We start from the raw sequence: 13931 nt of genomic DNA on the forward strand, positions 1-13931 counted from the left end.
CCGTGGTGTGGTAGAGGCTGGTCTTGCCGAAGTTGGCGATTCCGCCCCCGACCCCGCCAGCGACGTTGTGCTCCAGAAGGGACTTCTTGAATTCAGCGGAACCCCCCGCCTGCACCAGGACACCGGCGCCGTCGTTGACATTCGCGTCCCCGAAGGCATTGGTGTCGGCGTCGTTGCTGTCAACGTCTGCGTTGACGTCGGCTGCGTCGTTGCCGTTGCCGTTGCCGTTGCCGTTGCCGTTGCCGTTGCCGTTGCCGTTGCCGTTGCCGTTGCCGTTGCCGTTGGTGTCGGCCGTGTCGGTGGTGTCGGCGTCGGCCGTGTCGGCGTCCGCTGTGTCGGTGGTGTCAGCGGCTGCGTCGGTGGTGTCGGCGTCGGCCGTGTCGGCGTCCGCTGTGTGGGTAGTGTCAGCGGCTGCGTCGTTGCCGTTGGCGTCGGCCGTGTCGGTGGTGTCGGCGTCGGCCACGTCATTGTTGTAGCCAGCGTCGTCTGCGTTGGCGTCGGCATCCGCCGCGTCGCTGCTGTTGGCGTTGGCTGCGGCGGCGTCCGCGCCGTTTCCGTTGTCGTTGGTGGCGGCGGCGCCGGCGCCGTTGCCGTCGGCGGTGCCATTCCCATTGGTGGCACCAGTGTCGGCCTGGTCTGTCTCGCCCGCCGCGGTCCAGTTCGAGAAGCGCGCCCACACCGCCTCCGGTGTGTTCTCGCCCAGCTCGACATCGACGGTCTTGCCGCCCTTGATGGTCAGGCCCTCGACCTTCAGGTGGCCGCCACGGCCGACATTGAGGATCCGGAAGGACTCGGCCTGGGTGTCCCGGACGATCTTGGTGTTGTGGCCGATGAGCTTGATCGGTTCCTCGATCACCGGCAGGCCGTTGCCGAGGCCGTCGGAGCGGGTCAACGTGTAGGTGCAGTCCTTGGCCAGCCTGAGGGCGCCGCCCTGGTTGTCGTTGGCATAGATGATCGCCTGGATCAGCTTGTCGGTCTTGCAGGGCACCTCCCTTTCGCGCTCCCTCTTCTCGCGGTCCTTCTGGTCGTGCCGGCCGTCCCAGTCACCCTCGCGGCCCATGTCCCGGTCTTCGGCGGACTGCTCGCCGTCCTTGGTGACCTGGGCGGTGTTGCCGCCGGTCAGGTCCTCGGCGCCAGCGCCGACGCCGGTAAGGCCAACCATGGCGATGCCGACCGCGCCAGCGACGCCGCTGGCGAGCCAGAGCTTGCGCCGTCGCTTTGACGTCGCCTCCGGTTCGGCCGCGTTGTTATTCGGTAGGTAGTTGTACATCGGAGCTCTCTGCCCTCTCCTCGTACCAGACAGGGACGGTACGGTGCAAAACCGGCATCCCTACTACAAATCGGTTGTAGCTCCCAGAAGCACCGTATGAGAATCCTCTTCACCTTGAGGCTGTATCTGAGAAAAGTCCGTATTTGTGGTGCTGATGGCTGGATCGGGACGAGGTTCGGTCTCGGGGCTAGTGCGGCCAGGCATGGAGAGGCAGCTGACTTCAGGGCGTCGCACCCTGGGTGGCGCTGTTTGTGCGATTCAGGACGTTCGGAGACGGTGCGGGCTCCTCCGACCGGGTGGCGGTCGGAGGAGCCCGCTCTATGTGGTGGTGCTCTCAGCGGGAACTCAGCCGAAGCAGCGTTCCGGAGTGGCCGGGCTGCCCAGGTGGTTCGTTCGTTGGTTCTGCTCGACCGCGGACTTCCGATCGATGTCGACGTCGCCCTTGGTGCGGGTCGGCGCGCCGCCATGGTTGGTTGGCGTGGAGGATGGCCTGGGCCGGGGCCGACGTTGGCCCCGGTTGGTTGTGATCTCGGTGGACATCAGAGCACTCCCCTTCGACTCCCAGAAGGCCCGCACCGGCTGAAGGTGGTGTGACCTGCTACAAATCGGGCTCCAGCCTCTGATAGCCACTGTAAGTGAAGATCTGTCCTGGATGAGGATGTATCCGAAAAAGCTACTTATTCAAGGCGCGTGGGAGTGGGCGGCGCGATTGGAGCAAAACGGATGAAACGTGACATTAAGGAAAAAGGCCGCACCGATTCCGTTTCAGAGCCTAAAGGTCCAAACGAAAACGGTGCGGCTCGGGCTTGGCTGGCTAGGTCAGCCCGGCAGGTGTGGGCCCGCCTCCCGCTGCTCAGCCAGCCAGGTTTCCACGTCGTCAGCGGTCCGGGGGAGCCCGGCGGAGAGGTTCATCGTGCCGTTCGCCGTGATCAGGACGTCGTCCTCGATCCGGACGCCGATGCCGCGCAGCTCCTCCGGTACCAAGTCGTCCTCGGGCTGGAAGTACAGGCCCGGCTCCACGGTGAGCACGTAGCCCTCGCCCAGGATGCCGTCGCGGTACGCCTCACCGCGCGAGTTGGCGCAGTCGTGTACGTCGATGCCGAGCATGTGCCCGAAGCCGTGCAGGGTCCACCGTCGGTATACCGCCGACTTCTCGTCCATCGCCTCGTCCACGCTGATCGGTAGTAGGCCCAGCTCAGCCAGGCCCTCGGCGAGAACCCGCATACAGGTCAGGTGCACCTCCTTGAACGCCACGCCCGGCCGGATGAACTCGATGCCGGCCTGCTGCGCGGCGTACACGATGTCGTAGATCTGACGCTGTAGCGCGGTGAACCGGCCGCTCACCGGGAGCACCCGGGTCACGTCAGCGGTGTAGAGGTGGTCGTTCTCCACGCCCATGTCCATCAGCAGCAGGTCACCCGGACGGGTGGTGCCATGGTTGTGCACCCAGTGCAGGATCGTGGCGTGCTCGCCGGCGCCGACAATCGAGCCGTAGCCGAGGTCGTTTCCGTCGTGTCGGGCCCGCAGCGCGAAGATGCCTTCGAGTAGCCGCTCGGAAACTCCCCGGTCGGCCGGGAGCGCCCGCGCCACATCCTCGAAGCCGCGAACCGTGGCATCCACCGCGTCCTGAAGCTGGGCGATCTCCCACTCGTCCTTGACCAGCCGGAGCTCGGAGATCGCGCTGGCCAGCTCCTGGTCGCGGGGCGGCTGGCCCCGCTCCCGCCGGCCGTCGTACGGGCGTAGGGCCGCGTCAACCCGGGCGTCGAAGCCGCGCAGCACTCGGGTTCGGGCCGGGGCGAGGTCGGCCAGGGCGGCATCCAGGTCGGCGAGGTCGGCGGTGGGCATGCCCAACTCGTTCGACTTCTCCGCAAGGGTGGGCCGCCGACCAAGCCACAGCTCGCCGTGCCGGCTCCGGAAGAACTCGTCGGTCTGCCGGGACGCGTGTGGCCGCAGGTAGAGGAGGGGCTCGTGGCCGGAAACGGTCGGACGGAGTACGAGCACGCTGTCCGGCTCGTAGTCGCCGGTCAGGTACGCGAAGTCGCTGCCGGGACGGAATCGGTGGGCGGTGTCGTTGGCGCGTACCTGCTCGCCGCCGGTGGGGATCACCAGGGTCTCGCCGGGGAAGGCCGCGGAGAGGGCCGCCCGGCGCTTGGCGTAGTTGGGTGCCGCCGGGTGCGGGACGACCGGCAGCGCGCTGTCTCGCCAGCCCTGCCGCATGAACGCCAGGAGCGCCGCCGGGAATTTTGGATCATGCGACTCGGTGCCCCCTGGATCGCGGTGAATGCGTTCTTCGGTCATCTCCGCTCCCTTCGCGTTGTCGCTGGTCCCGACGGTAGCCGACATGGCCGGGCCAGCGGCTGAGGCTTGTTGCGCAGACGGCCGCTACGGCCGCGACGGGGGCGTGAAAAGATGACGACCATGTGCGGACTCCTGGCCTTCTTCAGCGCACGCGGGGACGCCGCGGCTCACCGCGACCACATCGCCAACGCGTTGGAATGCCTGCACCATCGTGGCCCGGACGAGACCGGGGTGGAAGTTGTCGGCGACGCATCTGGTCAGTACGCGGATGGGGTGTTCGCCCACAAGCGGCTGGCGATCATCGATGTGGCGTCTAGCCAGGAGCCGCTGCCCTACGCGAACGGGCGCTACCTGCTGACCTTCAACGGCGAGATCTACAACTATATCGAGCTGCGGGAGGAGCTGGCCCGCAACTACGGGGCGCAGTTCGCCACCTCCGGTGACGGGGAGGTGATCGTCGCCGGCTACCACTACTGGGGTGAGCAGGTGCTCACCCGGTTGCGGGGGATGTTCGCCTTCGTGATCTGGGACCGGCAGGAGCGGCGCGCCTTCGGCGCGCGCGACTACTTCGGGATCAAGCCGCTGCACTATCTGGAGTCGGCCGACGGCCTCTACCTCGCCTCGGAGAAGAAGGCCCTGCTGCCGTTCGCGCCGGCCAACTACCAGGGTGACGCCGGTATCGACACGGCCAGCCTCAGCCACTACCTGACGCTGCAGTACGTGCCCGAGCCCAGCACCCTGCACCAGGGGATCCGTCGGATCGGCTCGGGGGAGTACCTGACCTGGAGGCCCGGCAGCCGGATTGATGTCCGCCGGTGGTACCGACCGATGTTCCGGCCTGCTCCGGTGCCGGACGAGCAGAAGCTCTACCACGAGATCCGGGAGACGCTGCGGGACAGCGTCCGGATTCACATGCGATCGGATGTCCCGGTCGGTTCGTTCCTGTCCAGTGGGATCGACTCCACCGCGGTGGTGGCGCTGGCCCGGGAGTTCAACCCGAACATACTGACCTTCACGGTCGGCTACGACGTGCCCGGCTACTCGGAGATCGATGTGGCCCAGGAGTCGGCCCGCCACCTCGATGTCACCACCATTCCCACCAAGATCGGGCCGCAGGACATGATGGCGGCGCTGCCGAAGATCGTCTGGCACCTGGACGACCCGGTCGCCGACCCGGCGTTGGTGCCGCTCTACTTCGTGGCGCGCAAGGCAGCCGAACACGTCACGGTGGTGCTCTCCGGCGAGGGCGCCGACGAGTTTTTCGGCGGCTACACGATCTACCGGGAACCGCTCTCGCTGAGCTCGGTCAACGGCCTGCCCGACGGGGTGCAGAAGGGGCTGCGGGCGGTGTCGAAGGCGATCCCGCAGGGGGTCAAGGGCAAGAGCTTCCTGGAGCGCGGCACCACCCCGATCGAGGCGCGCTACTACGGCAACGCCCGGATGTTCACCGAGGAGGAGAAGCAGCACCTGCTGCGCCGCTACGACCCCTCGGTGCGCTACACCGACATCACCGCCCCGATCTACGCCGAGTGCACCGAACTCGACGATGTCACCAAGATGCAGTACGTGGACCTCTACACCTGGCTGCGCGGGGACATCCTGGTCAAGGTCGACCGGATCTCGATGGCGAACTCGTTGGAGGTACGGGTGCCCTTCCTGGACCGGGCGGTCTTCGACGTGGCGTCGAGGATCCCGGTCGAACTGCGACTGCCCCCGCGCTCCGACGCCACCAAGTACGCGATGCGTCAGGCGTTGCAGGGGGTGGTCCCGCCGGCCATCGTGAACCGCCGGAAGCTGGGCTTCCCGACCCCGACCCGGGTGTGGCTGCGGGGGGAGATGTACGAGTGGGCCCGGCACATGCTGGCCACCTCGGGCGCAGGTGACCTGATCGACCTGCCGTACGCGCTGCGGCTGCTCGATGAGCACAAGCGGGAGGAGGCCGACCACTCCCGCAAGGTCTGGACGCTGCTGATCTTCTGCATCTGGCATGCGATCTTCATCGCCAAGACGTTGGACCCCGGCATCCAGCGCAACCAGTCGGCCCTGCTGACGAAGCCGGTCGTCGGCAGTATGGTCCGCTGAGCGGGCTGGGCGTCGGGGTCGACCGCCCGGGTGCACCCGCGCGGGGCGCGCTTCTCCGGGCTCGTCGGGGCGGCTCCACGAGCCGCCCCGACGCCCTTCCGGGATGAGCTGCCCTCCTCCGCGGGGTCTCAGTAGGACAGCCCGGGGCAGTACACCCCGCCCTCTGGTGGGGTGTAGCTGCCCAGGGAGATCAGCGTCTCCAGGCGGAGTAGCGAGACCCCTCGGGTGCGGGCAGCCCAGCTGAGCAGGTCTGGTGCCAGCCGGCCCGGGATGCGCAGCCGGGGGGCCAGACCATGGGGATCCTGGCGGCGCATCAGCTCACCGGCCCCGGCGTACAGCGCCCGCGCCGCCGCCTCCGACGTGGCGGTCAGGTGGCCCAGGTCGGCCAGGCCGGTGGTGTAGCCGGCGAGCTCCCCGTTGGTCTTGTCCAGCACCACGTACGGCATTGACCACTCGAAGGCCCGCTTGGCTGCCATGTGGATCTCACTGTCCCGGGAATGCCCGTTGACTTTGCGGTACAGGGTTTGGCAGCTCGGAACATCCGCCTCGGTCATGGGACGCACCTCGAAGCCCGCCATGTTGCCGGGAGTCGGCGGGGCGTACCCCACCATCAGGGAGAGCTGTTCCTGCGGCACAAAGCCGAGCGATGAGTACAGCCGGTAGCCCCACGTGTTGTTGGTGACCTGGACGCCGCGCACGGAGGGCCAGCCAAGCCGGTCACTGGCGGCGATCATCGACTCCATCAGCTTCCGGCCCACCCCACCTCCCTGCGTGTCGGGGGCGACGCTCAACGGTCCGATGGCGGCGACCTCCTCACCCAGCACCAGGAAGTTGGAGCCCACTACCGATCCCGTCGCGTCGACCGCGACCTCACTCACGCAGCTCGGGGAGGCGAGTCGTCCCTGGAGCATCTCCAACACCGCCTGCTCAGACGACCATTCGGGTGGTAGGCCCAGCGAGGCGTTGGTGTCCTCGAATGCCTGGTAGCAGATCTGGGCCAACCGCGGCAGGTCGGCGGTGGTCGCCGGCCGGATGTGGAGGCGACCGCCGGCGGAGGCCGTCGCCGGGTGTGCCCCGGGCGGCGGGAAGTAGCCCACCCGGACGAAGAAGTCGACGTACTTCTCGAACAGGTCCTGGGTCATGGGCGGGCAGTCGATGCCGGTGCCGGCCAGCAGAGCGCGGGTCTCGGAGGTGTCGACCGTCAGGTAGTGATTACGTCCGCTGTAGATGGTGGACTCGAAGCCGTCGACCATCGCCACCATGGTGTTTTCGGGGTTGGACCGCACCCGCCTGACCCAGGGGTCCCAGCCAAACTCGTCGAGGCGATAGCCGCGCGCCCGCAACGTCTCCATCATCTCGACGAACGGCAGATGCGTGCCGTTGGCGAGGTGGTGGTTGCGGTTGACAGCGGCCGGGTTCCGGGACAGCCTAAGGATCGCCGAGCTGACATAGTCGACGGGCACGAGGTGGAAGATGCCGGCCGGGTCCGCCGGAACCGCCTCCGCCTGCAGGATGCCCTTCATGCTCAGCCACACGAAGTCGTGCCGCTGGCAGCGGCCCAGCTCCGAGTCGCCGGAGATCTCATCGATTCGGTAGATCGACACCGGCAGCCCGCGTTCCCGGGCGATGTCGATGATCTGCTCCGCGACCAGCTTGGTCTGTCGGTACCCGGAGGAGAGGGCCGCGGCGGGCCCCGGCGGGTCGGTTGACTTCAGGGCGACCCCGGGTACGACCTCGGCGGAGAAGACACCCGTGGACGACACGTGGTGGACCGGAACACTGCGATGCCGGGCGGCGAGCCGCAGTATCTCCTCGGTGCCGGTCACGTTCGCCGCCTTCAGCGAGGAGTAGGGGTAGAGACTGTTGACGGTGGCAGCCGCGTGGTAGACCGCGTCGATGCGGCGGGACAGCTCGTCGTACCGCTGCTCCGACAGGCCGAACCCAGGAGTGGCCAGGTCGCCGACCACCACGGACAAGCGGTTCGGATCGATCTCGTCCCAGAGTTGGTACCACTGGAGGTTGTCCCGCAGCCGGTCCAGCGCCGGCTTCTCGTCGGTGGACCGAACGAGGCAGTGCACCACGGCGTTCGTGCTCCGCATCAGGTCGCGGAGCAGGAAGGCGCCGAGGAAGCCGGTCGCTCCGGTGAGGAGGACCTCTCGCGGCTCGGTGGCGGCGGTGACGACCTCGTCCGCGCAGACGATGTCCGCAGCCAGGGTTACCTCGGCGGCGAAGTCCACCCGGTCCGCATCGTCGTCGGCCGCGTGGAGCACCCGGCTCAGCAGGTGGTCGGCGAGGACTGCCACGGTGGGGTACTCGAAGACCAGCGAGGCAGGGAGGTTGACCCCACTGAGGTCGCGGATCTGGTTTCGCAGCTCCACCGCGGTGAGGGAGTCGAAGCCCAGATCCAACAGGGACTCGTCTGGATCGAGCTCGTCCGGGTCGGCGTGACCGAGTACGGCGGCGACCAGAGTCTGGACGGTCCGGACCAGGTGCAGGAACTGCTCCTCCTCGGACAGGGCGCCGAGTCGGGCGGCGAGCATGGCGCCGCCCGCCACCTGCATGCCATCGGCTGCCGGCGCGGCACCGGCCGACGGCACGGTGTCGGTTGACCGCCGGGTGGCTGCTGGGCGGCGGGGCGAGTCGCCCCCACCGACCAACTCGCGGGGGGCCGGGCTGGTCGGCGGTGGCACGGCGGCCGGTGGTAGCCAGTAGCGCCGTCGTTGGAACGGGTAGGTGGGCAGGTCGACCTCGGGTTCGCCGGCCGGTGGGAAGAAGCCCTCCCACTCCACCGGCACACCGAGGGCGTGTAGGGCGCCCAGGGCAGCGACCTCGGCGCCCGACCGGCTGCGACGGCACAACGGCACCGCGTGGTGCTCCTCCGCGCCGAGGATCTCCCGCACCAGCACGGTCAGTACCCCGTCCGGTCCGAGCTCGACGAAGGTGTCGGTCCCCTGCGTCCGAATCGCGTGTACCGCAGGTGCGAACCGAACCGGCTGGCGGAGCTGTCCGACCCAGTACTCCGGCGTGAGTAGCTCCGGCCCGGCGGTCGCGCCGGTCACGGTGGAGACGATCGGGATGGCCGGTCGCTGGTAGGTCAGCGACTTCGCGACGGCGCGGAAGTCGTCCAAGACGGGATCCATGTGCGCAGAGTGGAAGGCATGGCTCACCCGGAGGCGGGTAGCCCGAACCCCGTGCTCGGCCAGCCGGGTGGCGAGCGCGGTCACGGCCTCCTCGTCGCCCGAGACGACGACCGACCGGGGTGCGTTGACCGCGGCGACTCCGATCCGCGCCTGCGCCCCGGCGAGCAGGGGCAGTAGCTCCTCCTCGGTGGCTTTGACCGCCAGCATCGCTCCGCCCGGCGGCAGCGCCTGCATCAGGGCGCCCCGGGCGTTGACCAGGTGGGCGGCATCCGGCAGCGAGAGCACCCCGGCCACGTGTGCCGCGGTGAGCTCGCCGATGGAGTGCCCAACGAGCACGCTCGGGTGTACCCCCCAGGAGCGCAGCAGGGCGAACTGGGCTACCCCCAGCGCGAAGAGGGCCGGCTGGGCGAGACCGGTTTGGTGGATCGCTTCGTCATCCGTCGTCCCGGCGGGCGTCAGTAGGGCCGACCGTACCTCCGGCGTCAGATAGCGGCAGACCTCGTCCAGCTTGTCGGCGAAGACGTCGAAACTGTCGTAGAGGTGGCGGCCCATGCCCTGGTACTGCGCGCCCTGGCCGGTGAAGAGCGCGGCGACGGCTCGACCGGGGACCGCGCGTGCCATCGTCAGCCCGGCCGCCGGGGTATCCGCGGCGAGGGCCTCCAGGCCGGCCAGGAGCTGCTTGGTCTCCGTACCCACCACGGTTGCCCGATGCTCCAGACCCGCGCGCGAGCGAGCCAGCGCGCGGCCCACGGCCACCGGGCTGAACTCTGGCGCGGAGCGCGTCATCGTGGCCAGCCGGGCGGCCTGTGTCCGCAGCGCCACCGGCGACTTGGCGGAGAGCAGCCAGGGAACGACGGCGGGGCTCCGGGACTCGGCAACGCTCGCCGACACCGGCGCCTCGACCGGGCTCTCCTCCACCACCACGTGCGCGTTGGTGCCGCTGATCCCGAAGGCGGAGATCCCGGCCCGCCGGGGCCGGCCGGCCACCTGCCAGGGCTGGGGCTCGGTCGCCAGGCGAACCTGGCCGGAGGCCCAGTCGACGTGCGGCGATGGTTGGTCGACGTTGAGCGTGGCCGGGAGAGTCCGGTGGCGCATCGCCTGCACGATCTTGATGAGACCGGCAGCGCCGGCAGCCGCCTGGGTGTGAGTGATGTTGGACTTGACCGATCCGAGCCAGACCGGCTGATCCGGTGCCCGCCCCTGCCCGTAGGTGGCGAGAATCGCCTCGGCTTCGATGGGGTCACCGAGCGCGGTTCCCGTGCCGTGCGCCTCGACCAGGTCGATGTCGGCGGGACCGAGTTGGGCGGCGGCGAGAGCCTGACGGATCAGCCGCTGCTGCGCCTGGCCGTTGGGGGCGGTGAGCCCATTCGACGTGCCGTCCTGGTTGACCGCGCTGCCTCGGATGACGGCGAGCACCTTCCGCCCCGCCCGGCGCGCGTCCGAGAGGCGCTCCAGCAGCACGACCCCCGCACCTTCGCCGAAGGCGGTGCCGTCCGCGGCCGCGGCGAACGCCTTGACCCGGCCATCCGCGGCGAGACCACGCTGCCGGCTGAACGTGATCAGATCGTCGGGGGTGGCCATCACCGTGACCCCGCCGGCGAGGGCGAGCCGGGACTCTCCGGAGTGCAGCGACTGACAGGCCAGATGGAGCGCCACCAACGAGGCCGAGCAGGCGGTGTCCACGGTGATGGCCGGACCCTCCAACCCGAGGGTGTAGGCGACCCGTCCAGACAGCACACTGCCGGAGGTGGCGAAGCCCAGGTAGCCCTCGTACTCCGAGGCCGGAGCGGCGAGGGAACTGTACGTCTGCCCCTTCGTGCCGATGAAGAGACCGGTCGGTGAGCCCGCCACCCGGGTGGGGTCGATTCCGGCGCGCTCGAACGCCTCCCACGCGATTTCCAGGAGGATCCGCTGCTGCGGGTCCATCGCGGTCGCCTCCCGCGGGCTGATCCCGAAGAAGGCGGCGTCGAAGCCGGCGGGGTCGGCGAGAAACCCGCCCCGGGCCACGTAGCTGGTGCCGAGGTGGTCCGGGTTCGGGTCGATGAGGGTGTCCAGCGGCCAGTTCCGGTCCTCCGGGAGCTCCGAGGTGGCGTCCCTTCCTTCGGCGATCAGCGTCCAGAGCTGGTCGGGATCCTCGACTCCGCCCGGGAAGCGGCAGGCCATCGCGACGATGGCGATCGGCTCGTCGGCGTTGGTCCAGCCGGCCCGCTCCGGAGTAGCGGTGCGTTCGGCCGGCGCGTTCGTTCCGCTCACCTCGGCGACCAGCCGGGCCGTGAGGGCGGTGGGCGTCGGATGGTCGAAGACGACGGTCGCCGGCAGCCGTAGCCCGACTCGTGCGCAGAGCCGCTGACCAACTCCGACGACGGCGAGGGAGCCGAGCCCGAGGTCGACGAAGGGCTGGTCCGGTCGGATCTGCTCGGCGGTGTCCAGCCCGACGGTGCGGGCTACCTCGCTGCGAACCAGTTCCAGGACGTTTCGGGTTCGCTCGCTCGGCGGCATCTCCCGCAACTGCGCTGCCAACGCCGTACCGTCGATCGGCCCGGCCCCGTCGGCCGTTCCGTCGGCCGTTCCGTCTGGGGTGGCTACACCCAGCAGCTGGGGGCTCGCCTCCGCCAGCAGGTGTCGGGTGATCTTGCCAGTGCTGGTCCGGGGGACGCGGTCGATGGCGTAGAGCTTCTCGGGCACCTTGAAGAAGGAGAGCAGCCGTCGGCAGCGCGCGAAGACCGCCGCCGTGTCCACGCCTTCCGGGCCCGGCACCAGATAGGCCACCGGCACCTCACCGAGCACATCGTGTGGCTCGGCGCCCACCGCCACGTCGGCTACCCCGGCGACAGCCCGCAGCACCTCCTCGACCTCGGCGGGGTGAATGTTCTCGCCCCCACGGATGATCAGCTCCTTGCGTCGGCCGGTCAGGGTCAGGTGCCCCCGGGCGTCCCGTCGCCCAAGGTCACCGGTGCGGTACCAGCCGTCGCGCAGGACCGCGGCGGTGGCATCAGGCTGCCGGTGGTATCCGAGCATGAGGTTCGGTCCGGCGACCCAGACCTCGCCCTCCTTCCCGGTCGGCACCTCCTGGTCGGTGTCGGGGTCGACCAGGCGGATGTCCACGCCGGGCAGCGGCGGCCCCACGGAGCCGGGGACCCGCTCCCCGAACGGTCGGTTCGAGGTGATGGCGCCGGTCTCCGAGGAGCCGTACTGGTCCACCAGGGGCACGCCGAACGCCTCCTCGAAGCGGCTGCCCAGCGCGGCGCCGCTCGCCGATCCCGCCACGAAGCCGAGTCGTAGCGCGGAGAGGTCGGTGGTGGCGTCGGTGCCCTGGTCCAGCAGGTAGTGGTAGGTGGTCGGCACCCCGGCCAGGAACGTGATCGCCTCCTCGCGCAGGAGGTCGCGCACCTCGGACGGCGCGAAGCCGCTCATCAGCCGCGCACTTGCCCCAACCGCCGTCACCCCCAGCACGCACAGGTTCTGCCCGAGGCCGTGGAACAGCGGCATCGGCCACAACAGATGGTCTTGCTCCGACAGCCCCAGTACCGGCGCATGGCCCGCCGCTACCAGCCACAACGAACTGCGCAGCGAGTACAGCACCCCCTTTGGCCGGCCGGTGGTCCCCGACGTGTAGAGCATCCACGCCGGGGCGTCCAGTGGGGCCTCGTCGGGAGCCGGCCCGCTCAGCTCGGCGCCCATCAGCTCCTCGTAGCCCACCGTCCCCGCCGCGGCGTGCTCTGCTGCCTCGGCCTCGCCGGTGCGGATGATTCGTGGCGGCTGACCCGGGTGGTGCCGCCGGCTCACCTGGTCGAAGCGGGCCGGGTCGCACACGATGACCGTCGGTTCGGCATCGTCGAGGAGGTGGTCGATCTCAGCCGCGGAGGACTGTGGGTTGAGCGGCACCGCGATGCCGCCGGCCCGGATCACCGCGAGGCAGCTCTCCACCGCCTCGACGCTGTTACCCATCAGGATCACGGCTCGCCCACCGGTCGCCAACCCCAGGGCGGCCAGGTGCCCGGCCAGTCGGGCGGTCCGCCGATCGAGGTCGGTGTAGCTGACGCCACGCTTGCCGTCGGCGAAAGCGATTTTGTCTCCGCGCTGGACGGCGTGTCCGCCGAGTAGCTCGGACAGCGGCCGGATCAACTCGCTACGCATGTCTTCGTACCTTTCGGCTTCGTACTCTGGGGGTAGGTGTGGGGCGGATGACATCGGCCAACGGAGGGCACCGGTCCAGGTGGGGCGCCGGTCAACGGACGGTGTCGGTCAACGGATGACGTCGGTCAACGGATGGCGCGGATCGTCCGGGTCGGGCAGGAGAACTCCAGCGAGCCGTCGGTGCCCGCCAGGCTCCGCAACGCGCTCCGGGCCACCTCGGTCGCCTCGGCCCGCCGCTCCTGCGGCACCAGCTCCCACAGCATGCGCGGGGTGACCGTCCAGGTCCAGGCGAGATAGTCGTCGATCGACTCGAAACGGGACTCCGCCGGTACGTGTCGAATCTCGACGTCGGTGAAGCCCGCCGCCAGCACCGCTGCGGCGGTCGACTCCTCGGAGACCAGCGGTCCGTTGAGGCCGAGGACCAGCCGCCACGGATTGTCCACGCCCGCCGGCAGATAGGCGGACAGCACCTCGGCCAGAATCTCCGCCGATTCCCAGCCGGCGGCGAGTCGGCCGTTCTCCGTGGGGAAGGTCGTCGCGACCAACCGTCCACCGCTGCGCAGCGCCGCCGCGGCAGCGGCCAACGCCTGCTGCGGCGCCGGTAGCAGGAACAGGACCATGCCGGTGCTGACGGCGTCGAAGGGCTGGTCAACAGTGAAGCTCTGGGCATCACCGAGCCGCACCTGCGCCCGGTCGGCCAGGCCGCGGGCCGCGAGGTCGGCCCGACAGGCCTCCACCATGCCCGGTGCCTGGTCGATGCCGAGCACGAAGCCCTCGGCACCGACCTGGGCGGCGATGGGAAACAGGCAGGCGCCACGGCCGCAGCCGAGGTCGAGCACCCGCTCACCCGGGTTGAGCTCCAGCCGGTCGGCGACCATCTTGCCCAGTGGGTGGAAGACGACTTTGCCCGCGGAATCGTACTGGTCAGCGGACTTGTCGTAGGCGTCCCGGACCCGGGCGGTGAGGTCGCTCTCCTCGGTCATGACTTTCTCCTTGTCACTGGC

Annotated in this window: 5 protein-coding genes and 1 pseudogene; 1 reads left to right on the forward strand and 5 read right to left on the reverse strand. The window is 69.4% G+C overall.

Annotation, left to right across the window (positions count from 1 at the left end):
- The 3 genes and pseudogenes from K228_RS0112630 to K228_RS0112640 form a co-directional block, all read right to left on the reverse strand.
- A pseudogene (locus tag K228_RS0112630) lies at nt 1–1270 on the reverse strand (hypothetical protein); the annotation flags it as partial.
- Nucleotides 1271–1615: 345 nt separating this feature from the next.
- The gene (locus tag K228_RS0112635; RefSeq protein WP_025618771.1) at nt 1616–1810 is read right to left on the reverse strand and encodes a hypothetical protein; all 195 of its coding nucleotides are present in this window, start codon (nt 1808–1810) and stop codon (nt 1616–1618) included.
- Between the two features lie 279 nt (nt 1811–2089).
- Complete coding sequence (locus K228_RS0112640; RefSeq protein WP_025618772.1) at nt 2090–3568, reverse strand: aminopeptidase P family protein; 1479 nt, start codon at nt 3566–3568, stop codon at nt 2090–2092.
- 120 nt (nt 3569–3688) lie between these two features.
- On the opposite strand from K228_RS0112640, the gene asnB reads away from it, so the two are divergent.
- Nucleotides 3689–5650, forward strand: a complete 1962-nt coding sequence (gene asnB, locus K228_RS0112645) for an asparagine synthase (glutamine-hydrolyzing) (RefSeq protein WP_033776850.1) — start codon at nt 3689–3691, stop codon at nt 5648–5650.
- 128 nt (nt 5651–5778) lie between these two features.
- Here asnB and K228_RS0112650 read toward each other — a convergent pair whose 3' ends face one another.
- Together K228_RS0112650 and K228_RS0112655 are read right to left on the reverse strand one after the other, a co-directional pair.
- Nucleotides 5779–12927 carry a type I polyketide synthase gene (locus K228_RS0112650; protein WP_025618774.1) on the reverse strand — a complete coding sequence of 2383 codons (7149 nt, stop codon included), beginning with the start codon at nt 12925–12927 and terminating at the stop codon, nt 5779–5781.
- 125 nt (nt 12928–13052) lie between these two features.
- Nucleotides 13053–13910 (reverse strand): SAM-dependent methyltransferase, encoded by an 858-nt coding sequence (locus K228_RS0112655; RefSeq protein WP_025618775.1) that lies wholly within the window; start codon nt 13908–13910, stop codon nt 13053–13055.
- Nucleotides 13911–13931 lie beyond the last annotated feature (21 nt).

Source organism: Salinispora cortesiana, assembly GCF_000484695.1.
GTDB lineage: Bacteria > Actinomycetota > Actinomycetes > Mycobacteriales > Micromonosporaceae > Micromonospora > Micromonospora cortesiana.